The sequence below is a fragment of the Alteribacter aurantiacus DSM 18675 genome, assembly GCF_000429705.1.
GTDB classification, from domain to species: Bacteria; Bacillota; Bacilli; order Bacillales; family Salisediminibacteriaceae; genus Alteribacter; species Alteribacter aurantiacus.
This window is the reverse complement of sequence record NZ_KE386942.1, coordinates 546,600-569,607: the sequence shown is the minus strand read 5'-3', so window position 1 is coordinate 569,607 and position 23,008 is coordinate 546,600. Positions and strand designations below refer to the sequence as shown.

At 40.7% G+C, this 23,008-nt stretch carries 25 protein-coding genes and 1 pseudogene; 20 read left to right on the top strand and 6 right to left on the bottom strand.

Going from position 1 to position 23,008, the window contains the following annotated elements:
* Window positions 1-187 precede the first annotated feature (187 nt).
* Window positions 188-1,042: an alpha/beta fold hydrolase gene (locus G476_RS0118235; RefSeq protein ID WP_051314917.1), complete on the bottom strand. Its 855-nt coding sequence runs from the start codon at window positions 1,040-1,042 to the stop codon at window positions 188-190.
* Window positions 1,043-1,269: 227 nt separating this feature from the next.
* Between G476_RS0118235 and G476_RS0118230 the strand changes: the two genes are divergently transcribed.
* Both G476_RS0118230 and G476_RS0118225 read left to right on the top strand, forming a co-directional pair.
* Entirely contained in the window at window positions 1,270-1,671 is a 402-nt protein-coding gene (locus G476_RS0118230; RefSeq protein ID WP_026691361.1) for an ion channel, read from the top strand.
* Window positions 1,672-1,762: 91 nt separating this feature from the next.
* Window positions 1,763-2,050 (top strand): hypothetical protein, encoded by a 288-nt coding sequence (locus G476_RS0118225; protein ID WP_026691360.1) that lies wholly within the window; start codon window positions 1,763-1,765, stop codon window positions 2,048-2,050.
* Here G476_RS0118225 and G476_RS0118220 read toward each other — a convergent pair.
* A complete protein-coding gene (locus G476_RS0118220) occupies window positions 2,047-2,592 on the bottom strand; it encodes a GrpB family protein (protein WP_026691359.1) in 546 nt (181 codons plus the stop codon). The two genes, G476_RS0118225 and G476_RS0118220, sit on opposite strands and share 4 nt — an antisense overlap.
* A 430-nt stretch (window positions 2,593-3,022) precedes the next feature.
* Between G476_RS0118220 and G476_RS0118210 the strand changes: the two genes are divergently transcribed.
* Together G476_RS0118210 and gerQ are read left to right on the top strand one after the other, a co-directional pair.
* Window positions 3,023-3,502: a cell wall hydrolase gene (locus G476_RS0118210; protein WP_245579696.1), complete on the top strand. Its 480-nt coding sequence runs from the start codon at window positions 3,023-3,025 to the stop codon at window positions 3,500-3,502.
* 24 nt (window positions 3,503-3,526) lie between these two features.
* Window positions 3,527-3,994 carry a spore coat protein GerQ gene (gerQ, locus tag G476_RS0118205; protein WP_026691357.1) on the top strand — a complete coding sequence of 156 codons (468 nt, stop codon included), beginning with the start codon at window positions 3,527-3,529 and terminating at the stop codon, window positions 3,992-3,994.
* Between the two features lie 229 nt (window positions 3,995-4,223).
* On the opposite strand, the gene G476_RS0118200 is transcribed toward gerQ, so the two are convergent.
* A complete protein-coding gene (locus G476_RS0118200) occupies window positions 4,224-4,523 on the bottom strand; it encodes a hypothetical protein (RefSeq protein WP_026691356.1) in 300 nt (99 codons plus the stop codon).
* A gap of 350 nt (window positions 4,524-4,873) precedes the next feature.
* Between G476_RS0118200 and G476_RS24190 the strand changes: the two are divergent.
* The 4 genes and pseudogenes from G476_RS24190 to G476_RS22435 all read left to right on the top strand — a co-directional run.
* Window positions 4,874-6,099: pseudogene (locus G476_RS24190) on the top strand (MFS transporter); the annotation flags it as partial.
* Between the two features lie 161 nt (window positions 6,100-6,260).
* Entirely contained in the window at window positions 6,261-7,532 is a 1,272-nt protein-coding gene (locus G476_RS0118190; protein WP_026691355.1) for a tetratricopeptide repeat protein, read from the top strand.
* On the top strand, window positions 7,529-7,675 hold the full coding sequence (locus tag G476_RS23710; protein ID WP_156906632.1) for a hypothetical protein: 147 nt from the start codon (window positions 7,529-7,531) through the stop codon (window positions 7,673-7,675). Before G476_RS0118190 ends, G476_RS23710 begins: the two co-directional genes overlap by 4 nt.
* A 213-nt stretch (window positions 7,676-7,888) precedes the next feature.
* Window positions 7,889-8,122 carry a GrpB family protein gene (locus tag G476_RS22435; RefSeq protein ID WP_084405829.1) on the top strand — a complete coding sequence of 78 codons (234 nt, stop codon included), beginning with the start codon at window positions 7,889-7,891 and terminating at the stop codon, window positions 8,120-8,122.
* 186 nt (window positions 8,123-8,308) lie between these two features.
* Here the strand turns inward: G476_RS22435 and G476_RS23705 are convergent, their stop codons facing one another.
* Both G476_RS23705 and G476_RS0118170 read right to left on the bottom strand, forming a co-directional pair.
* A complete protein-coding gene (locus tag G476_RS23705) occupies window positions 8,309-8,449 on the bottom strand; it encodes a hypothetical protein (RefSeq protein WP_156906631.1) in 141 nt (46 codons plus the stop codon).
* A gap of 447 nt (window positions 8,450-8,896) precedes the next feature.
* The gene (locus G476_RS0118170) at window positions 8,897-9,766 is read right to left on the bottom strand and encodes a DMT family transporter (protein WP_026691354.1); all 870 of its coding nucleotides are present in this window, start codon (window positions 9,764-9,766) and stop codon (window positions 8,897-8,899) included.
* A gap of 404 nt (window positions 9,767-10,170) precedes the next feature.
* On the opposite strand from G476_RS0118170, the gene G476_RS0118165 reads away from it, so the two are divergent.
* The 12 genes from G476_RS0118165 to G476_RS0118110 all read left to right on the top strand — a co-directional run bounded on the left by G476_RS0118165 (window position 10,171) and on the right by G476_RS0118110 (window position 20,266).
* Window positions 10,171-10,407 carry a hypothetical protein gene (locus G476_RS0118165; protein ID WP_026691353.1) on the top strand — a complete coding sequence of 79 codons (237 nt, stop codon included), beginning with the start codon at window positions 10,171-10,173 and terminating at the stop codon, window positions 10,405-10,407.
* A gap of 353 nt (window positions 10,408-10,760) precedes the next feature.
* Complete coding sequence (locus G476_RS0118160) at window positions 10,761-11,090, top strand: hypothetical protein (RefSeq protein WP_026691352.1); 330 nt, start codon at window positions 10,761-10,763, stop codon at window positions 11,088-11,090.
* A 414-nt stretch (window positions 11,091-11,504) separates the two neighbouring features.
* Window positions 11,505-12,659, top strand: a complete 1,155-nt coding sequence (locus G476_RS22430) for a M14 family metallopeptidase (RefSeq protein WP_051314913.1) — start codon at window positions 11,505-11,507, stop codon at window positions 12,657-12,659.
* A gap of 426 nt (window positions 12,660-13,085) precedes the next feature.
* A complete protein-coding gene (locus G476_RS0118150) occupies window positions 13,086-13,565 on the top strand; it encodes a ferritin (RefSeq protein ID WP_425387239.1) in 480 nt (159 codons plus the stop codon).
* A 667-nt stretch (window positions 13,566-14,232) separates the two neighbouring features.
* Entirely contained in the window at window positions 14,233-15,378 is a 1,146-nt protein-coding gene (locus G476_RS0118145) for a PD-(D/E)XK nuclease family protein (RefSeq protein ID WP_026691350.1), read from the top strand.
* A 151-nt stretch (window positions 15,379-15,529) separates the two neighbouring features.
* The gene (locus G476_RS0118140; protein ID WP_026691349.1) at window positions 15,530-15,907 is read left to right on the top strand and encodes a hypothetical protein; all 378 of its coding nucleotides are present in this window, start codon (window positions 15,530-15,532) and stop codon (window positions 15,905-15,907) included.
* Between the two features lie 203 nt (window positions 15,908-16,110).
* Window positions 16,111-16,278: a hypothetical protein gene (locus G476_RS23700; protein WP_156906630.1), complete on the top strand. Its 168-nt coding sequence runs from the start codon at window positions 16,111-16,113 to the stop codon at window positions 16,276-16,278.
* Window positions 16,279-16,466: 188 nt separating this feature from the next.
* Window positions 16,467-17,306, top strand: coding sequence for a DUF4037 domain-containing protein (locus G476_RS0118130; RefSeq protein WP_026691348.1), 840 nt, complete (start codon window positions 16,467-16,469; stop codon window positions 17,304-17,306).
* 63 nt (window positions 17,307-17,369) lie between these two features.
* Window positions 17,370-18,041: an HAD family hydrolase gene (locus G476_RS0118125; protein WP_026691347.1), complete on the top strand. Its 672-nt coding sequence runs from the start codon at window positions 17,370-17,372 to the stop codon at window positions 18,039-18,041.
* 30 nt (window positions 18,042-18,071) lie between these two features.
* Entirely contained in the window at window positions 18,072-18,557 is a 486-nt protein-coding gene (locus G476_RS0118120) for an NUDIX hydrolase (RefSeq protein ID WP_026691346.1), read from the top strand.
* A 65-nt stretch (window positions 18,558-18,622) separates the two neighbouring features.
* Window positions 18,623-19,153, top strand: a complete 531-nt coding sequence (locus tag G476_RS0118115; RefSeq protein WP_026691345.1) for a GNAT family N-acetyltransferase — start codon at window positions 18,623-18,625, stop codon at window positions 19,151-19,153.
* Between the two features lie 297 nt (window positions 19,154-19,450).
* Entirely contained in the window at window positions 19,451-20,266 is an 816-nt protein-coding gene (locus G476_RS0118110) for an STAS domain-containing protein (protein ID WP_035187285.1), read from the top strand.
* A gap of 367 nt (window positions 20,267-20,633) precedes the next feature.
* On the opposite strand, the gene metE is transcribed toward G476_RS0118110, so the two are convergent.
* Window positions 20,634-22,934 (bottom strand): 5-methyltetrahydropteroyltriglutamate--homocysteine S-methyltransferase, encoded by a 2,301-nt coding sequence (gene metE, locus G476_RS0118100; protein WP_026691342.1) that lies wholly within the window; start codon window positions 22,932-22,934, stop codon window positions 20,634-20,636.
* Between the last annotated feature and the right edge of the window lie 74 nt (window positions 22,935-23,008).

Here is a 23,008-nt window from a genome sequence, read left to right as displayed (position 1 = left end):
ATTTACTGCATAGGAAACGAAACAGATGGCATTTATTAGTACTCCTGCCGTCATCCTCAAATGTAACTTCACATCAAGCTCATCCCTCCGGCACCAAAAAGCATAGATAAAACCCCCTCAATGCTCTCTATTAATAGAGAACCATTGAGGGGGTTTTTGTTTTGTGATGAGTAAAAGAAACAGGCTTTTATTCGTTACTAACCGCCCTCCCCGCATCAGCCGGTCCATCATGATCAAGTGCATCATACACAAATTTGTAGGACAATGGGTCATATACAATGCCTTGGTGACCTACCAGGTTTAAGGGATAGTGGTCTTGTATGGTGATGTTGGATACCTGGGCGGCAGGGCCATCCAGCAATGCAGAATCATAAGGGACGACAACCTGATCGGTTTTTGTCGTTATCACGGTGTAAGAGACATTGCCGGGGGTTTCATTACCGTGGTTCAAGTTCTCCAGAAACTCTGATCCGGTTAGTTGCTGCTGGCAGGCAATACAGGATGCAACGTTTGAGACATCTGAAGTCAAGCGGTTAAAACCGAGAAGACCATCGGTTCCATGGTTTGAGGGAACAAAAGCGATAAGGTTGTCAACATACTCCGCTCCTCCAAGGTTCTTAATATAGTAGCGGGGCATCATGCCTCCTTGGCTATGTCCAACGATATCTACCTGTTCAGCGCCGGTAAGCTCTACTACATTCTCTATGAAACTCCTCAATTCCTCAGCAGAATGCTCGATTGGTCTTGTGGAGGCGCCTGCATGTGTGAAACCATAGTTTAATGCATATACACAGTGCCCTTTACTTGCAAGTGCCGGAGATAGCTTCAGCCAGTTTTGCGAACTCCGCTCAAATGTGCCGGGAACAAGGATCACCGGATTCGGCTTGTCCTCGGTAAGCTCACATGTGGGGTCATTGGCTCCAGGTGGTGGTGTACCTTGTTCGATCAAAAATTCCTTATCAGATTCAGCATTTGCCAAATTCGGTCCGACCAACAACAAAACGAATACGAAACTCAAGAAGCCCAAAGTATAGCTTTTCACATCTTATCCCCTTCCTTTTTTGTGAGTATACTAGGTTTGCTTATTCATCCTACAGTATAAAAGCGCTTACATAGTGTCAACCGACTCCCGTGAATGTAATGGAACTGTTATTCTATCAACATAAAACAGCCATTTTTCCCCAACCGTTGGTCCGTAGCGAAACATGTTTTCTTTCATCCTTTAGAGGAAAGAGGGTAGAGAGAACAGAGGGGAGTGTGCTCCACTACATGGTATCAACCATTCTAATAGGCATAACGATTCTTTTTATCGCTACGAATCTCTATTATTTTTTTACCCATAAATCATATAAAAAAAGCTACTTCGATTCTGCCATGTTTTATAAGTTATTTTTTGTGCTCCTGGGCGTAACACTCGGTTTCGCGGTGCTTTACTATGTGTTGTCATTCAATGAAGTCGTGTTAAGAATAAATGATCCGACCGGGGAGCCAGCGGAACATACGTTTTTGACCATGCTGTACTTCAGCGGAGTAACGATTCTCTCCGTTGGCTACGGCGATCTTGTTCCTGTTGGAAGCACCCGATTCTTTGCTTTGATACAGGCTGGTCTTGGCCTTCTTCTGCCTGCAGCGTACTTTATGAAGGCATTGAGTGGTAGAGAGGAGGAGTAAGGTGGGGACGGTTCTTTCGCTTCCTTTTTAAGATGAAGCAGAAGAACTGGACCACAGTATCTGGCAAAGAAAAGGGGAGGGTGAAGAACCGATGGGGCTTGGAGTAGGGTTATTCTTTTTATCGATGGCTTTGTTTGGTTTTTCAATCATTAACTCTATACAAAAGCATGATCGGAAGAAGCAGACATTGATGGTACTCATCTATATCAACGGACTGGTATCGATCACCCATCATTTCTTTCTAAGGGATAGCAGTTCAATCATCATAGTCATCTTCATTCTGCTCATCAGTATGGTGCTTTTTGGGATAGTTGATAAGGTGGAAACAGTTTTTTGCTCTGAGTTTGTCTTTTCTAGAGGAGCTTTTAACACCCTTTAGTTAACTAGTACCTTATTGATAAATTCTGTTTTTGCTTTTGTATACCCCTCACGGTCATTACAATATTTTTGTGCTAATTGGCTCTTGATTGCAGCGTATTCCTCTACCAGGTGTGCATTCGTTCTTAATCTATTTCGAAATTGAAGTTGTTTTTCCCAACGCTCTTCGCCTTCTTGCATGAGGTGTAAATGAGCTGCTCGTTTATCGTTCTTCACTTTTACAAAAAATCTTCTCCAACGTTTTTTATCTAATTCGGGAGGTACATAATGCCAATCGTGAAATAATAGGTGTTCCGCAATTTTGTTGATAGGATCAAATGATGGAATAGAAGCCATTAAGTCGATTATTGGTTTAGCTGGCAGATTAGGAATTGCTGTACTTCCTATATGTTCCACTTGCTTCACATCAAAAGCTGAAAGTATTTTGTAAAGTTCTTCTCTCTCCTGAATCCCTTTGTCCTTCCACAAAGGGTCTGGATTTTTAATCTCAATGGTTTCAAATGCCCATACTGGAACGTTTGTATGTTCATTGCTCTTGTCCATTAATTCTAACCTCCTCTTTTTTATGGCTACTTTCATAGGTTGTGGCTTTTTTAATTCGTTAGCTTACCAAATACAATGACGCCCCAGGAAAGAATACTCATAGTAAAAAATACAAAGGCAAATGTATGTATTGCTTTAGGCAATTTCCCATAGGTCGTTATCAAAGCAAACCCAATAATAACGTGGATAACAATAAAAAGGAGAATGCTCATTTACATCACCTTAATGAACCTTCCTTATAATACTATGATAATGCTGTTTTCCATTTAAATCACCCCTCGTAAAAAAGGGGGGCCGGCTCTTTTGCTGGCCGGAAGTGGAAGAACCGTCCCCACACTTCCTGATGATTTCACCCAGTTTTGGGCTGGTGGGCAAGTTTCAAAAAAGATCGTTAGACAATACGTTATCTGTATAGGTTGAAAGTGGTGAGATGATGGGTAGGCGAATCAAGCATACAGAACGTGACGTAGAGTCGTTAGCGAGGATCATGTTAGCGGAAGCGCGCGGGGAAGGACCTACTGGAATGAGCATGGTAGGTACCGTCGTGGCCAATCGGGTGGAGGCAGACTGTGAACCTGATTTTAAAAACTTACGCAATATCAGGCATGCGATTTATCAAGTCATTCCTGGTACCGGAGTGCCTCATTTTGAACCGGTCTTAAATGGAACGTTGTATACACAGCGTCCTGATGAAAGTGATCTTCAGAGGGCGAGGGATTTGTTGCAAGGATACAGGGATCCCCAAGCCAGAATGAGCTTGTGGTTTTTTAACCCAAGTCCTGGGCAATCATTCCGAGATCCGTGTACCCCTACCATGCCAAGATCCCCAATGACGCAGTTCGAGTTTGCATATAGAAATCACTGTTATTATGTCGGTGTACCGGGTTATTGCACAGAGTTTTATGGCTAAACAAAAATAGGAGTTGATCTTCAGGTGACTTATGGAAACGCAAGTTATTATCCAACGAATTGTAACTACCCTGCTTATAGAATGCAGGGGCAATTTCCACAACAACTGCAACAGCAGCAACAACCCCAGCAACAAGGCGGGTTCATGGATATGCCTTCAGGACCGTCTTTTTTAACCCCAGTGCTTCCATTAGGGGCAGGGCAGCAATTTCAGGTGAGAGAAGAATCCTTTATCGAAAACATCCTTCGCTTCAACAGAGGTAAGATTGGAACCTTCTATTTTACTTACCAAGGAAACAGCAGATGGAATGCCATGGTGTATAAGGGACGCGTGGAAACCGCAGGCCGTGACCATATCATCATCAGTGACGCCGAAACTGGGAAACGTTACCTGCTTTTGATGGCCAATCTTGATTGGGTAGAATTCGAGGAACGAATCAATTACCCTCACCAAGAAATTAACCCGGATATCCAGATGGATATGTCGGAATAAATCATGTTGAATGAAGTGAAAAAACGGTGCCGATGATCGCTTTGATCGTCGGCACCGTTTTGTTTAATAATAGTATAACTGATTCCCTATATAACCGGTCTCCTACTTATATAATGAAATTAGAAAAACGGATTTTTTATCGTCCTTATTAAACTTGTATAAATCTCTGTTCATTTCTTTAATTCGGCATTCCCTCTGGTTAATGTATTTTGTAGTTTATTCTTTCCATCTATCTCTTTATGAACATCTTCTGAAATTCTTCTACTTCCAAGATGTGATAATAGAGCTCTTTTCTATTTTCAAGATGTATGTTTTTAAGTATTTCCCCTTTAAACCGTAAGAATCTTTCCTGTCTATAAGGGTAGCCACCTTCTGCGAGTTTGGTCTTTTTTCGTTCTCTTAAAAATTCGTGAACGTCTTTAGCACCACTGATAATTACGGTTCCCGCGGCTAGTATTACTCCACCTACAGCCTTCGGATTATTTTTTGCATACTCGATAGCAGTTTTGACAAGTGGTCGTAAGGGCACGTTAATCCCTCTTTTTTAACTGTTTCTTAATTACAGTTTATCACAGTACCCATGCCCCTGTGGAGAAAAGAATATATAGAGAATGATCAAGGGCTTTTCTTCTAAGTTTAAGTCTATAGTGTAAGCCTTTTAATGGAGGAGTGTCATGATGATAAGGGTTGTTGATTCAGTTGATAAATTTTGCTTCCTTTTAAAGGATAAAGGACTTAAATGTTGGTGACTTTCTCAATACAAAACTCAAGGGAAGTAAACTACCATTAATATTAAGGATAAGTATCAATGGTTAGCGTCCGCTAAAATCATACAATTTGAGGTGCGTAATGAAATTATTATGGACGAACAAGAACTTTCTAAAGCTTTTCTTAGGTAGGTTGGTTACAAACATTGGAGATAGTCTGTATACGATTGCGGCTATGTGGCTGGTTTATGATTTGGGAGGATCCACCCTTTACACAGGTCTTGCTGGATTCTTAACGATGCTGCCAAGAGTTCTTCAGTTCTTAACAGGACCTATTGTTGATAAATATGACTTTAAAAAAATCCTCGTGATTACACAGGTCGTGCAGTTTGTATTAGTACTCTCTATCCCATTTCTTTACTACTTAGGTCATTTAAGTATCACGCTTATATTAATTATCATGCCGATACTTACAGCGTCAAACCAGTTTGTTTATCCTGCTCAATCAGCTTTACTTCCACGTATCGTAAAGTCTAAGGAATTAGTTAATGCCAATTCTTTATTCTCATTTGCTTTTCAAGGTGTAGATATTGTAGCTACAAGTGTCGGTGGGATACTAATAACTTTAATGGGAGCGATCACTCTTTATTTGATTGACTCGCTTACATTCTTAGTGGCCATCTTACTTTTTGCAACGCTAAAGCTCCACCAAAAGAACAGGTGGAGAAATCCATTAACCGATCGTTAAAAACATCCGTTGTAGAATACATGGGGGAGTTAAAGGCTGGGTACCAATTTGTAAAAGGTACGATTATTTCTAAGTTTTTCTACGGATCAATAGCAGCAAACTTTTCTTTTGGTCTTACGTTAGCTGTACTTCCAGCGTATGCAAATGATCGTGGCGGTGCTGAAGTGTATGGGTATTTTATGGCAGCTTTTTCTGTGGGGGTTTTAATTGGAGCCTTATTATCGCCAACGGTGAAGCGTTATCCATTTGGGAAAATGGTGATCGGAGGATTTGGAATAAGCGCGATTTTATGGCTGTCTTCAGCCTTCATTCCTATCAATCAGGTAGCGATCTTATTATTTGCTTTGGCTCTGATTCCTCTTGGTATAACAGAAGTATCAATGGCTTCTGTCGGACAGCAAATCATACCTAAGCATTACATTGCCAGGGTTTTTTCCTTAATATCCAGTGTCTCCACTTCGGCCATGCCATTAGGAGCTTTAATTGGAGGTATTTTAGGAACGTATTTAAATAGCAGCCTAACGTTTGCAATAGGAAGTGCCGGGATGGTAGTAATGGCGGTGGTTTGGTTTGTTATTCCTCAGTTAAGAAACATACCGAGAATTGATCAGATAGATTCCAAAGATTACATTGATAGTAGATACGCTTAGTTAGGTTTAGGGAATTTAAAGTCTATCCCCTTCCTTTGTAAAAAGCATGGATTAACACCTCCGATCCAAGCTTTTTTGTACTTACTTCAGTACGTATAACTCTATCTCAATAAAATATAAAAGGATGTGTTAAAATTAGGAAAAAAGAGAGGTAAGGTAGAATGATAGCAAACAAGATAAAGCCTCTAAACATAGGGAAGTTTGTATTACAAAAAAGAATCGAAAAAGGCCTTACTCAAGAAGAGCTTGTGTCTGGTATTTGTTCAATTACTTATCTAAGTAAGCTGGAGAACAACAAATTGGAAGGGAGTGAAGAAATTACTGGATTATTGCTAGAACGGATTGGGGTCGATCTTTATAACATCGAGGAACTGACCAGTCAATTTAAACAAGACTGTAACCATCTATATAACGCTATAAATGATATGAATGTAGAAGAGGCAGAGAGGTATTTTCAAAAAGTATTTAGCTATGAATCCGTAATTATGGACACGGAACTACATATTTATATCAGATTGTTGTCCTTAAGGTATTACCTTTTTACTAAAGATCCAAGGGCGTATGAATGTGTAGAGAATCTGAAAAAATACAAAAAGACATTTGACACGGATCAATTATTTTATTTCCACTATTTTCAGGGTATTTACCTTATTCAACAAAGTTCATTAAATGATTCCCTTCGAGAATTTGAGAAAGCTTATGAGATCTTACAAGATTACTCACTCAAAGATGAGAGCGTCTATTATTTTTTAGCCTTATGTTACAGCAGGCTAAAAAAAGTACGTTTAGCGATTTTCTTTTCAGAGAAGGCGGTTGGCTATTTTCAACAGATATTCAATTACAAACGGGTTATTGATATTCATATCATACTAGGAATTAATTATACGAGAGTGAAAAAATACCAAGAAGCACTGGATTTATATGATCATATTGGTCGATTAGCGTTAAATTATAAGGATTACCGGTTACTTTCCAGTATTTATCACAATGTGGCGTACACACATTCCAAGCTAAAGGATCACAATAAGGCTATTCATTATTATAAAGAGAGTCTTAAATACAAAGATAAAGAAGATCAATCTTATGTGAATACTATTTATTATTTGGCAAAAGAATATTTAAATGTACAAAGTGCTATTGAAGCAGATAAACAATTAGAACAAGGGTTAGGTTTATCTGTGGAGAAGAACGTCGGGATGTATTACAAATTATTTATTCTTCGTTTAAACAATGGCGGAGAAGTTAAAGATCAGGATCTACAATTTATAGAGAGTAAAGTTATCCCTTATCTCTATGAAAATGGGGATTTTCAAACATTAAAAGAAGCGTATGCATTAATCAGTGGTGTATACGAAGACCAAAACAAATATAAAAAAGCCAATGAGTATCTTAAGAAACTTGTAACGCTACTAGAGAGAGAAGAAGTAGATTGAAAACATTTAAAATGATCTTATGTGGGGCAATTGTTATTACGTTTTGTCAGGTTTCCATGACTCAGGTAGAGGCAGCGGAAGAACATCCAGAACCAAGGGAAGAACACCCGGAGCCAAGGGAAGAGCATCCTGATCCAAGATAAATATAAGTGCAAAAGGTTAAAACCTCGCCGTTTTAGCCTTTTTTTATTCTAAATATCAGGTGGGATTCAAGCTGCCCACTGCTCATATATCCTGGGTGGGAGATTAAAGCGGTGTATTAAAGCTACCAAATAAGGTTGGATAATAGAACTGGAGGTTGATGATAGTGGAAAAAGTTCATTTCATAGAAAGTAATCTTTGTTTTGAAGAGGTAAATGATGCCATTCTTCATACACCAAAAAAGAATATCCAAACATTTACCATTTGCAGATATTCAACATGTTGGTAGTACCACTATACCTAATAGCCTTACAAAAGGTGATTTAGATATACAAGTGCGTGTTCCATTTGAACAATTCCCAACCGCAGTACAAGCACTTGAAGCTTTATATGAAGTGAATAAAGGTAGTGGAAAAACGGACTTTTTCAGAGCGTGCGTTAAGGGGTAAAAGAGGATAACTACTCAGTAGCAGTATTACAATATAGCTAAACATCATTAATTACCTTATAATTCCTTTAAGGTTATACAATTTAAATTTTCTGCAACTGAGTAAATGAAAACTTAAGAGGTTTGCTGATGTATGAGTAGTATGAAAGAAGGCTCGGATTGATTAGATCCAAGCCTTCTTTTTATCTTATTGATCAGCCCAGCTTTCAATTTTAATGGTTTCTGTGTGGTTATCTTCTGAAAATAAATAGATACGGTTTCCCATCTGGCGCTCTCCAATCATTGAAGCGTATAGCCAAAGTACCAAATTCAGTACCAATGGTTTCAAAGTCCCTCGTAAATAGCATTGGGTGTTCTTTTCTAATTTAAATTAACCTCTTATAGTGCTCATACATGCTTGTATCATCACTTTGTTGTTCCTCTAGCGAAACGCCGTCAATTGGCTGAGTAAGCTCACTAGGGTTAAAGAAAAAAGGAATTTATTATTATCCCTTACAGTACAGGCAACCCGAACGGCGTATGGGGTGGACAACAACGAGGAAGCTTATGTGATCTTCAGGTTATATGTAGATAAAGAATCTCTAGTGGGGCCAGCACCATATGATGTTATTTGGGACCGAGCTATCCTTTTTACTAAAAAAAACACACGAGAGAAAGATATGGGAAACGAAATTATCATTAACGTCGGCAGTAAGGAGATCAGATTTTAACAAAGTGGGGACGGTTCTTTCACTTCATATTAGGAAGTGAAAGAACCGTCCCCATAAATAAATCCTCACTCAGCCTGCTTCACACTAAGTACGGTAATGGTAAGTAGAATAATGACCATTCCAAGAACTTGAATAAGGTTCAAATGATCTCCAAGAAGCAGAACGCCAAATAATGAAGCTGTCACCGGCTCTACCATCGCGACCATGGAAGCATTTGTCGGGGTTGTCCGCCGAATGCCGATTACATAAAAGATAAATGAAATTCCAGCGCCCACGATTCCTAATAGAAGAAACCATCCTATGTCGCTTGACGTCACTACACGAAGGGTTTCTTCAGTATCTGCAACAAGAAAAAGGATAACGCAAAATGAAAAGAAGGCGATGGTTAAAATGGTTTGCGGTTTTCCGATCGCAGAGGCATTTTTAAACCCGAAAATAAATAGGGCATAGAAAAGACCAGCAGCAAGACCCATTGCCGCCCCTAGCAAACTCACTGACACCTCATCGGGATTGTATGCCCCTGTAAGGAGGACAATCCCCATAATGACACCGGCGATGCAACCCCATTTAAACAACGTTGAACGCTCGATTCCGAATAAAAAAGAGATTAAAAGGACGAAGACAGGTGCGGTATACATTAAAGTAGCAGCAACCGCAATGCTTGCGGCTTCGATACTGAGAAAATAAAACGTGAAATTTCCTGCAACGCCAACACCAGCTAATAGAGACCAGATGTAAAAACGAGTCGAGGAGATCCAATTTTGTTTATAGCGAAAGATGAACCAAGCAAAAAAGAAAATGAAAGCAATAGCTCCTCGGTAAAAGGAGATTACAATCGGATCCCAGCCCTTGTCCATTAAAATATCGCCTATCCCACCACTAATGCCCCAGCATATCGCGGCTAGCATCACTAATCCTACACCTGCAAACCTCATATGTGCCTCCTAAATGTACGTATTTGTACGTATCTTTGATTTTGCATATAAAACTAACGCGAATGAATATATGTAGGGGGAAAAGAGTCCTCTTAACAATCCTAGTCAAGTTTTTAATGCACTAAAGGCATTTCCTTTAAGTTACCAATTTCAAACTTGATTTAGCCTAAAAAACAATGGGATTGATAAGTTGAATTGAATCATGATTGGTGAGAGGCAGAATAAACATTCTGATAAGGGGATTTTGGATCACTTTGAAGCATTTTTGGGAAGGAGGATTGAATTGGAATCATCTTGCTTCAGGGAGGTATAAATCCATTGAAGAGGACACTAACAAAGCAATGTAAAGAAATGAAAGATTACATTATAATACAGTTATAAAATAGTTAAATTGAGGTGGGACAATGGCACGCAATTATCTTGCAGTGACGTATGACGTTTGTGAACACAATAATCTTTTTGAAGACATGAACCACTATCCCATCGACGCTGCTGATCTTGAAAAGCAGGTAAAGGAATGTGCAAAAAAGGATGTTGCTCCGGTTGTGAGGGTTTATGAATCAGAGACAAGTGATTTTAAAGAGTTTCGATTGTACAAAGAGTATTCATTTAAAGAATATGAGTGTAGTTGTAATCAATAGAGCAATCAAAGTGATGAAACAAACAGAGGCTTTTCATGCGTTTACTAAACGTGTGGGAAGCTTCTTTTTCACCCACCAGACTGATTAAATATCCAAATAAGTTAAATATTGACATGCCGAATGTCTTATGTGATAGTTAAATAGAACACTCCGCACGATCTCTATCTTTCCTATTCCACAAGAGTACCACCTACTGCAAAACCACCTATCTGACACTTCACAAACCTTCCTTATTCTATAAACCTCCTAAATGAAATCAACGATATGCCTGAAAGGGTGTGGTAATGATGTAATGATTCGAGTCTTTTTTATGTATCTAAATGTAAGTACTATTCATTTTAAGGAGGATGTTAATGGGGCACGATATTTCTGGATTTAATAAAGCGGGTAAAGAGGTTGCCTATGCTCGTTTTAGTTATGGTAATCACAATTCCACGATTTTGTACAGAGTTCTTGATGCGGATCGTTACTATGCCGGAGTCAGTGGAACAGGTGAGAGATCTACTTTTACGAAGCAGGAGTTAGAAAACGCTTTGAGCGCATTTAATGTTCTTTGCAAGAAAGGTGAGATACCGCTGCCGAATGACTTTTTAGTTTGGGATAAAAAACAAACATCAGACTTCCTACAAAACTGTTTATCTACAGCCAAAAAAGAAGGTAAAGTAGAAGTGTATTTTGGTTAAACCTCGACCACGAAAGTCTCAGCAATAACGCTCATCCACACCTCATAAAAAGTTATACATTCCAAATCATCATCACCGGATGCTAAATGATAAGATTTACGATGTCGTTAACGAACGTGCCTGTCCTCTCGACCTCATCACAATCCTGCCATCTCGCACCGATAGAGAACGATACAAACGCCTTACTTTAGGAGATGTGAGTGCTTTATATTCAACCGCGAACGAAACGATAAGTACTCAAGACCCCCCTTATGAATAATGAGGGGGATCTTAGTGTTGGTGCATACCATTTTAAGTAAAAAAGCCCGTTCCCACATCCCTCAGTTAGGAAGCTGCAGAATCGTCTTAGCATGTTTAGTGGACCAAAGAATGTGAAATAGCTCCTTTAACTAGACTGAACAGGGAGGTTTTGGAATGCCCAGGAACCGTTTTTTTAGCAAAACGTACGAAGAATCGCGGGCAGGGTTTCGGAATCAATTGAAAGAAGTAAAGAAATACTGGCCGAATGTGAGGCTTGAGACCTACCATATTGGGAGTGAGGAAGAAGATAATACGACCGATATTCTCACCGCTGATGCATCAGAAGAAAAAAAGGATCTCCTTATTATAACTGCAGGGGAACACGGGATTGAAGGGTTTACTGGCAGCGCTCTGTTACAGCTTTTTATTGAAGAGTATCTGCCGAGCATTAATCCTGAAACCACAGGATTGAGGCTCGTTCACGCCGTGAATCCTTGGGGAATGAGGCATTTCAGGAGAGTGACAGAAAACAACATCGATTTAAATCGAAATTACATTAAAGACTGGGAAAAGATAACAGGTACTGTAAATGAGGAGTTTGTCCGAAAAAAGAACGTATTTATTCCTTCTGGCCCGATCGAGGATTTACATAAACAAAAGGAGAAGTTGTACTTCCGTTTAAAAGAAGCCTTCACCACTGAAGAACTTGCATCGTTAAAAGACACACCTTCAGGGCAGTATAAATTTAAGACAGGCGTTTTTTATGGAGGAAATGAATACGACGAACCAGCGAGAGAGTTAAAGAACAGATACGTAAACTGGGGCAAAAACTATGATCATCTCGTACATATGGATATTCATTCCGGAGGCGGACCAAAAGATGATCTGTCATTGATCTTTACGAAAGCAGACGGGCGAAGTGAACATACACTCCGCGAAGAACTTTCCTATGACCAGGTCATGAAATCGCCTGAGATGTACGGTGATTCAAATCTTTTCCTTCAGAAAGCAGTACAGGAAAAATACCCTGAGAAGAAAATCTTTGTATGTTTATTTGAGTTCGGTACGATCGGAGAAACTCGCGATGATTTCATCTTTTGTACCAAAACCATGATCAATGAAAACCAGTTATATTTTAAGGGTGCTACTAAAAAGGGGGACATTGAAGACGTTCAACGAGATTTTACTAAATTATTCTATCCTGAGAGAGAAGAATGGCAAGAGCTGGTGATCGAGAAAGGAAGGAAAGGGTTAAATGCGGTATTAGCAAGTGAACGTATTCAGCTGCGAGAGGTACCTGGCGCTTCAGGAACCTTTCCGAGTACGTAGTTTTTCAAAGGAACGACCTAAGGAGGGGGCTGTGTCTTTATAAAAGCTATGGTGAGCGCCACTCTCGCTGTTATGCTCATTCCTTTACCGCTCATTTATTTTATCTCTGGTGGTTTGATGTAGAGTACGGTTTTAACCGTCGCAAATCCGTTCCTTTTGGATGTGGGAGTTGTTTATTTCTTTACCGGAGAAGGTGTAGCGAAATGAGGGCTAATGTGTGCTTGCCACTCAGTGAGAGGGGATTTAAGTAGGTTTCCTTCCCCACATGTCTTTTTTCTGTAAGGAAATGAAAGAACCGTCACTGGTTTGTCAAAAGGATTGACGGGCATGGGTGTTGAATATAGTGGTGAGTAGTATTGTGTAAGTGGAACGACTATAAGTCTTATAAAGGAGAGGGTTAAGGTGATCAGCAAAGAACTGGTGCGTATGTTAAACGATCAGATGAACTATGAATTTTATTCGGCACATGCCTACTTGGCTGCTGCCGCTTATTGCTCCAACGAAAATCTCGATGGTTTTGCCTCGTTCTTTTTGGCGCAGTCAGAGGAAGAACGATTTCATGCTATGAAATTTTATCAGTTCATTATCGATCTCGGTCAGAGGGCAAACATTGGACAAATCGAGGCTCCGAGCGGGGAGTTTTCGTCTTTGTTGGATGCGTTTGAAAAATCCCTTGCACATGAAAAAGCAGTTACTCGGAGGATTTACGCATTAGCCGACAAAGCTTTGGATGAGCGTGAGCATGCGACGATGACGTTTTTGAACTGGTTCATTGAAGAACAGGTTGAAGAAGAAGCCAGCTTTGATGCAATCATTCAGAAAATCAAAAGAGTAGAAGCGGACAGCAATGCTTTTTACATGTTAGAAAATGAGCTTGGCAAGAGAACGTTTACGAAACCGGAGTAGCGGTGCCTGTCACTCCCCGAATAATGTCGAATAAGTAGGCCTTTTGTGCATAAAGGTGTGCTGGCCTTGCTCTTTTTGATGAGCAGGGCCTTTTATTATAGCAATCTGCTAATCCCACAAAATGTGATTACTCATCATCAAAGGAGAATTTTTGCACCTAGGGCACAATCGATTCTCCAATTCTGTCACACCGACCTCTTCTGTCTGGTCTTTTCTACAACGGCTACAACGCTTATGTGATTCAAATGATTCTCCGTCATAAAACTCAATGTTGACCATCATCCTCGTGAAGACATGATCGCAACTTTTGCATTGAAACAGGCAACGGTTGTGCTCGTAGTTGCGTACATGGCGATTTTTGACGGCTCCTGTTATTACGGGCCGTGTTTTGGGATGTAGTTCCATGATGAGAGACGTAAGGGGATAGATCGGCATCATTCCATGACCGAGAAAATAATCCCTGCGATAACCGCACGTTGCATTCGAGCAAATAACCGTGCCTCCATGCCCTATAGAAACACCTCCATGATCTTTTCTTACATCATACCAAAAATTGGGCTCCCCCTTCTTTAAAGTGATGCTGTTTCTCGACCCAAACTTCCGGTTTTCCAAGTTATGGTATGATTATCGTAGAGTGATAGACAACAAGAATGGAAGTGGTTAATGGATGTCGATGAGTGATACGAAAGAATTTAAATCGCAACTGAATAACATGATCAGTGATCCTGATTTTTTGTATTTACAAGATACATTTGAGAAGGAAAGCTTTTTTCAACTATTGGGGTTTGGTCATCGAGAGTTGGTACATAGTGCTTTTATTAGTTGGCTTGTTTCTCCAACATCATCTTTGAATTTAGGTACATTCCCTTTAAAGCGGTTCCTTTATTATATTTGTGAAGAGAACGTATTAGGAGCGGAAACAGACCTTTCTTTTGCCAAGATCGAATCAGAGGATCTGAGGTTGGAAGAAATGGAAGTGGCTACAGAGGTTGGGGAATCAGCGATCGATCCAAGCACGGGGGAGAAGCTGAGCGGGAGATTCGATTTGTATTTAACGAATGACATGATGCGAATCGTTGTGGAAAACAAAGTATTGGCCCGTGAGAACAAGGACCAAACCGATACATATACGAAAATCTTGAATAACCTCGATGATTCTTTCGACTATGAATTAAAGGTGTTCTTATCGGCGGATCGAACGGTGCAACCGAAATGTCCGGAATTTATCCACGTGGATTATCAAGGGTTATACGATTATGTAATCGCACCGTGTTTAAACCACCCGAAGGTTTCTACGGCGAACAAGAATTTGTTGGAGCAGTATGTGTTGAACTTACGCTTGGTACATAGAGGAGTGAACAAGCCCATGGCAAAAGTGAACGACGAACTATGCATTTCAATCTACAACAAATACAAAGAAGTATTGGATGAAATCTACGATGCGGTAAAAAATGAGACGCCTGAAGAAAGAAAAGTGAAAACCTCATCTTCAACGCGAACGTCAAAAATACCATGGAGAGACGTCTACTCCCGTTTAAATGAAGAGGAAAAGAAGTTAGAGTCTACCTATGGAAATGTGATTACGGAAGCAGAGGTTGATTTAACGACCGGACATATTCTTTTTGAAGGAAAAGAATATAGTAGCTTGTCCAGTTCTGCGATAGCCGCAGTCAACTCCATAAAAGGAGAAGATTACACAGATCGGTATAACGGCTGGGCGTTTTGGAGTCTTGTCTACCCTGATGGAACAAAGAAAAAGCTTACGGATGTAAGAAGCGAGATCGCATTGGATATGGCGCAGGAAGAGGAGTAGTTGGCAGAGTGGGGCTGTGGCAGGAGTGTTTGACCATGTGGGGACGGTTCTTTTGCTTCTTGAAATACTAAAGGTGGCGCAGCTTCCCTTTCGCTGGTGGAATGATTAATCAATATGGGCATACCTTTTATGTAAAAAGGAGGTTTTGTCCATGAGAACGTTGTTTGGTTTAGCAGCAGTGGTGATTTTTGTGGCTGGAGCGGTCTCTTTTTTTATATGGGCAGTTCCAGGTTCCGACCTCTCAGATTCTCATGAAACCATTGAGATTGAACATGTAAGAGAAATGAACGAGGTATTAATGGGGCTACTAGAAGATTATGAAATAACAGGGGAAATAAAGGTTGATTACGGTCATCGCCAGATTGCGATACAGTCTGAAGTAATGGAGGATTTGGCTGATCCTACATCGGTTCAAGAGATGATTAAACGAGATGCTATTGCAGCAATTGAAGAGAGAGATCTTCCCTTTAATGGTGAATCTTTTACGATCATGCTAGTAGACAGCGACGGACGGTTGGTTGAGCGCTAGCGCCGGTGTAGTCCCTAGGGTTCATTTACACTCAGAGCGATCTAGACACGGTCGACAATGGTAAGACAAGAACGGATAAGCCTGTGGCGAAATACACGGTGAAACGTTAGTATAGGCCTATCATGGAATAGTAAGATTCTCTGATTAAGATTCCTTTCTATGACCTATAATAGTAGATAACAAGGTCATAGGAGGATACCTAAGTGATGCTGTCTATAGAGGAAATTGATCTATTCAAGCGAGAGCTGGAGAAGCTTCGTTTTGAATACAGTGAGATGAAGGGAATAGGGAAGAACATTCTCCTATGGGAAATTGAAGAGTTAAACAGGATTATTTACGAGAGTATGAAGGATAAAAAGAAAACGGGATGATTGAAAGTGACGGGGGCTTAGGCCTTTTTTTTTTGCTATTTGGGGACGGTTCTTTTGCTTCTTTTTATTAGAAGAAAAGAGAGGAGAGACTTTCTTTCTCAAGAGAAGCGGTTTGGATAATTATGTTAAAATGATTGCTAGAATAGTAGTGTGAAGAGGGAACGTTGTTTCTGAAAGGGAGAATTGATGTGGAACTAAGAGGATTAGCATCAAAGATAGGTAGGCTATATGAAAAAAATCCAAAAGTTGAGGCTGTGTTATTGGGTGGCTCAGTAGCGCGGGGGTGGGAGGATGACTATTCAGATATTGAGTTATTCGTTCTTTGGAAAGAGGGGCCAACTGACGAACAAAGGAAGGCGCCGATCATAGAGTCAAAAGGGACGATGATTGACTTTCATCCTTATGAAGATGAGGAATGGTCTGAGACGTACATCACCCAAGGAGTAAAATTAGAAATAAGCAATTTTCTAACCGAAACCATTCACAACGTTCTTAATGATGTGATTGGTTCATATGATACAGACTCGGATAAACAGTGCATTGTAGCAACGATTGATCATGGAGTGGCACTCAGTGGGAATTCGATCATTGAAAAGATGAAAGAAACAGTAAGTGTTTACCCAGATGAATTACGTGCGGCTATGGTAAATGAGCATGTCGTTTTAGGTAACAGATGGAATAACCGTGAGGCATTACTTGAGCGAGAAGATTGGCTCATGCTTTATAGCGTCATAGTAGGTGTTCAAGCGAACATCATGGGGGTTTTGTTTGCTTTAAACCGACAATTTGTACACCATCCTGCTTTCAAATGGCAAAAGCAGACCCTTCGTTCTATGGTACTGACTCCTGAAAATATAGAGAAACGCTTAGAGTCCATTCTCCTTGGGCATCCGACATCTTCTATAAAAGAGTTAGAAGCGATTATTGAAGAAGTGTATGACTTGGTCCAACGGCAACTTCCTCAAATCAATTTATCGGCCGTTCTGGAAAAATCGCTATTTTTGAGGCCGAAACATCAAGTCGAATAAATGGTGCGTTTTTAGAGGGCTTTACTAAGAAAGGTTGTGAAGACGATTACTGATGTAAAAGTAGTGCTGTTTGATTTAGACGATACGTTACTCGATCGGAATAAGGCAGTAGATAACTTGTTTCTCATTGTTTTAGAAACCTGTTATGAGAATGTGGAACATTTAGTGAAGAAAGAGATGTTAGCCACGTTCAAAAGATATGATAAACGAAGCTATGGTTATCGTGACAAAACAGAAGTATTGGAAGCATTCTTTGATAAATTTCCAACCAAACATCGGCTCCCAAAACAAGAAATTCAAGCGTTTTGGAATCATCATTTTCCTCAATGTTTTACTGTAAGTCAAGAGACGATCAATCTTGTTCATACTCTGAAAGAGAAAGTTAAAATTGGAGTCATAACAAATGGTACAACTCAGAGGCAAAAAGCAAAAATAAGGAACACGAACCTCTATCATTACTTCGATCATGTCTTCATCTCTGAAGAAGTAGGGTTTAGTAAGCCCGACAACCGCATATTTGAATCAGTTTTAAACGAACTGCATATGCAGCCGGAAGAGGTCTTATTCATTGGCGATGATATTGAAAAGGATATCGCTGGCTGTCAAAACGCAGGCATAAGGGGGATTTGGTTTAATCCAAATAAGGTTCAACATGGGACCGACATTAAACCCTATGCTGAGATTGATGAGCTTAATTCTGTAATAAGGCATTTAATGAAGTCAACCAGAGGCTAATGTCTCTACAAGTGTTGAGGGAGATTAAACATGACTGCAAAATATGTGAATTGGGGAGAATCAAAAGTACTTTTAACGTGGAAGCGTGCTAAAAACCTTCCGCCAAGAGAACAAATCACAAGTGTCCATGGCTTTTGTTTTTATGGTGACCGTTTATTATTAGTAAAGCTAAATAGAGGATGGGATTTCCCTGGAGGGCATATTGAGTGTGAAGAGACGCCTGAAGAATGTCTAAAACGTGAGGCATATGAAGAAGGATATGTTACTGGAAGTTCCTCTCTGTTAGGTTATATTATTGTGGACCACAAGGAGAATCAGAATTGGGATGAAAATAGCCCGTATCCTAAGGTAGGCTATCAAATTTTTTACCGTATGGAAGTAGAGTATTTACATGATTTTAAAGCTAAGTATGAGTCAAGAGAAAGAATTTTTATCAACCCAAGTGAGGTCGCTGACTATTATCATGGTTGGAATGAACTGTATCAAGGAATATTGGATGGTGCTTTAAGGAAATAGGAGCAGTGGGGATCAGAAGCATGAGAACCTCCTCACTTATCGGAAAATGGAGAGGACGAGATAACGTGTTTCCAGTTTTAGAGACAGAAAGATTAATACTAAGAGAAATTACCAATGAAGATGCAGAAGCGATTTTTGCTTGTTTTTCAAACGATCATGTGACGCGTTTTTATGGTCAGGAAACATTAAAGGATATGGAACAGGCCAAGAAGTTTGTTGATTTCTTTTCTAGTAATTATAAAGAAAAGAGGGGACTGAGGTGGGGAATTCAAGTAAAAGGTAACAGAAGCTTAATAGGGACAATTGGATTCAATGCCTGGTCCCCTAAACATAAACGAGCAGAAATCGGGTATGAGATTCATCCTGATTTTTGGAGGAGAGGCTATATTTCAGAAGCACTGTCTGAGATCTGCTCATATGGATTTGGTGAGATGGAGTTAACTCGCATAGGTGCAGTAGTATTTATAGAGAATGAAGCATCGAATCGATTGCTGACTCAGGCAGGCTTTAAAAAAGAAGGAGTGTTAAGAGATTATATGTATCAAAATGGTGAGCCACACGACACCTATGTCTACTCATTGTTAAAGACTAATTAGGGACGGTTCTCCAGATGATGCGGCGGCAAGCCTGTAAAAAAACGTGAGTCACTACGCACTCACGTCTTTTTGCTGTGTATGGATTTGTAGCAGATGTAAAAAGTCCTGTTGATTCGACAAAGTCCGAGTGGGGACAGTGCGCCAGCTAGCTCAACGGAGAGGGAGGCGCCTCCCATAACGCTAAACCCAAGTGGGATCTGGTAGGCCTTTCAAGAAACATCAATTTTTATCATGAAATCAAAATTCTGAAATGATATAATTATGGTAATGAAATTTACTTTAAGGATGTGAAAACCAGTGAATTCAAACTCTCATGAAATTTATGCAGATTATTTTAACCAGAGACAAGAAGACTTCCGAAATAAGCTGATTTGCGATGCTTCTCAAGTTCGGGACAAGATTGATGAAATACATCGAGTAGGAAATATTGACCTTCTTGAGAATGCGCATAAACTGGTAATGTATGCCCTCGGGGAAAATGCTTCTTTAGCATCGTTTGCGGAAAAAGAAGGCGTGGTCTGGGCGCAACATGATCTCACACTGTCATTCAAACTGGAATGGGTTCAGTCGATCCGCCGGACGATGTGGCGGTTTCTGGAAGAGTTTCATGAAGAAAACAAAGATAAGAAGGTGAACTTCTTTAAACTTGAGAGACAGGTGAATGATGCGATTGATCAGTTCCTCAACGGTTTCTTTTTAAGTTATTCCCGCTATAAAGATGCCCTTCTTGCTGCTCAGCGTGAACTTGTTGAAAATCTGAGTGCCCCGATTATTCCGCTCAGTGATAGTGTATGTGTTCTGCCTCTCATCGGGGAAGTCGATGAAGACCGAGTGGAAACAATCGAAGGAAAGACCCTGCCTGAAGTTAAAAGACTGAATATTGAAACACTCATTATTGATTTTTCGGGTATTGCACAGATTGACACCACAAGCATGAATCGAATAATGAAAACGATAAATGGTACATATTTGATGGGCTGTGAGTGCATCATTACGGGCCTGCGTCCGCAGCTCGTCCGCACGCTCATAAAAGAAGACCTTCAATTTGATCCGAAAGTTATCACAAAAGGCACGCTCGAGCAGACCGTGAATGATTTCTTTTTTTCAAAGTAAGAAACCGGGCACTGATGTTTTTAGGGACGGTTCTTGTATGGTATTTTGGAGAGGTCCTATAAGGGATTGTTGGTGCAGGCGCAATCGGCTAGGAGCTGTTCAGAGCGTCCAGTATGATGGCATACGACCAGATGCTCGGGGTCACGCTGGTCATCTTTGCGATTGTACTCGGTGCAGAGATGTTCACGAGTTTCTTAAAACGTGGTTGGTGTTTGGTGCTGCTAAAGCTAAAGCGCATTCCAAAGACTGATAGATTTGTCAAAAAGGCTCGCATCTCCCTTTGCGAGCCTTTATTTCGGCTGAGTCTATGAAACTTTGGGAGAAAGTTCTATGGTTTCGACAAATTCCGGGTAGTGACAGGCACCAACTAGCGCACAGGCACCGCGGCAAGCTTCTCTCGCACACGTTTGGTGGCTTCAACCATGTTCTTGAGGGATGGGACGGTTTCATCGATTCCCCTTGTTTTCAGGCCGCAGTCAGGGTTGACCCAGAACTGTTGCGGGTGCAGCACCTTTAGTGCCCGGAGGATACTCGTTTCCATTTCTTCCGTACTTGGAACACGAGGGCTGTGTATGTCGTATACGCCTAGGCCGATTCCTTTATCGTAGGAGACATTTTCGAAATCAGCGATTAATTCCCCGTGGCTTCGGGCTGTTTCAATAGAGATGACGTCAGCATCCAGCTGCTTAATAGAATCAATGATTTCCCCGAATTCCGAATAGCACATATGCGTATGGATTTGGGTTTCATTTTTGACCTTGCAGGTTGCAAGCCTGAATACATAGATCGATTCCTGAAGATATTGTTGTTTCTTTGAGTCTTTAAGAGGCAGACCTTCGCGTAATGCTGGCTCATCTACCTGGATCATGCCGATGCCGTTTTCCTCAAGGTGGCTGATTTCCTTTTGCAAGGCTAGCGCGATTTGTTTGGTCACGTCAAAGGCATGGATGTCTTCACGTGGAAACGACCATTTGTATATGGTCACAGGACCTGTAAGCATACCTTTTACCGGCTTGTTAGTGAGAGACTGAGCATAGGTAATTTCTTTTGTAGTCATCGGTTCCGGCGAAGCAACATCTCCGTATATAATTGGTGGTTTTACACTGCGGGAGCCATAGGATTGTACCCAACCAAACTTCGTAAATGCAAACCCATCAAGCTTTTCACCGAAGTACTCTACCATGTCATTTCGTTCAAATTCCCCGTGGACGAGGACGTCAAGCCCAATTGATTCTTGAATGTCAATCCACTCTGCTACTTTTTGATTAATAAAGTTGTCGTAAGTTGCCGCAGACCAGTCACCATGCCGGTAACGGGACCGTGCCTGACGGATTTCTGATGTTTGTGGGAGACTACCGATTGTTGTTGTAGGAAGTATAGGTAGTTTGAATTGATCTTGATGTAATGCCTGCCTTTCGGGAAAAGAAAGGTCACGAATCGGCTCTTTTCCTCCCCAGTCACTTACTTCTTTCTGCGCATCAGGCTTTATTCTTGGTGGGAAGTGGTGGAAGAGCTGAAGGCGCTCACGTTGATGTTTTATGTTCTCTTCGATGGATGGTCTGCCCTGATTGATTCCTTTTACCAAAAGGGTAATTTCTTCGATTTTTTCATCGGCAAAGGCTAAGGCACCCTTTAGTTCAGGGGCTAGGTTCTCCTCGGTTTTAACAGTGACAGGGACGTGTAAAAGGCTACAGGAAGGCTGAACGATGAGCCGGTCACCAGAAACAATCTCGCGGATTCTTTCAAGCAGATCCCACTTCTCTTCCAAGTCACTTCCCCAAACGTTACGCCCATTCACTACCCCGGCTGCTAATGTTTTATCAGCAGGAAATCCAAACTTCTTTAAAGCGTCGAAATTCCTTCCATCATCGTGGACAAAATCCAAACCAAAGCCGTCCACCGGGAGGGAGATGAGCGCTTCATAGTCAGAGGCGGCTTCAAAATAGGTTTGCAAAAGGATCTTCGGCTTTATGTTAGATGAGTGAAGCTTATTGTAGGTGTCCGTTACATACTCCTGTTCTTTTTCTGTCAAATCGGTACCTAAAATAGGTTCGTCAAGCTGGACCCACTCAACACCTGCTTCGCCTAGTTCTTTGAGAACGTGCTGGTATAGGGGAACGAGGGTGTTTAATAGAGATCCAAAATCCTCGTTCTTATATCCTTTTGAGAGCTTAAGTAAGGTAACGGGGCCGAGGAGTACAGGCTTGCCGATAATACCGAGCTTGTTTTTCGCTTCAAGAAAATAAGAAAGGGGCCGATTTTCTTTTAATACTGGTGTGGTATTCTGGTCAAATTCTGGAACAATGTAATGGTAGTTTGTATTAAACCATTTCGTCATTTCTGAAGCTATAGCTCCCTTGTTTCCTCTAGCGATGTCAAAATACGTTTCTAAAAGAGACGAATCTTCAGCGTGGAACCTATCTGGAATGAGTCCGAACATCACGGCAGTATCAAGCACATGGTCGTAAAAGCTGAAGTCGCCTACAGGGATCAGGTCGACTCCGAGGTCCTTTTGTTTTTGGAGGTCGTTTAAGCGTAGGTCGGCCATTTTAGTTAGTAAGTCTTTTTCTGTGATGGATTCGCTCCAGTACGCTTCCAGTGCTTCTTTCCATTCTCTTTTTTCACCAATTCTTGGGTACCCAATTGTCGAACTTCTGGTTCTTTTCATGTCCATTCCTCCTGATTATTTTTCAATCCAATAAAAAACATCTCTCTTGTCTACAAGAGAGATGTTGAGGTGGA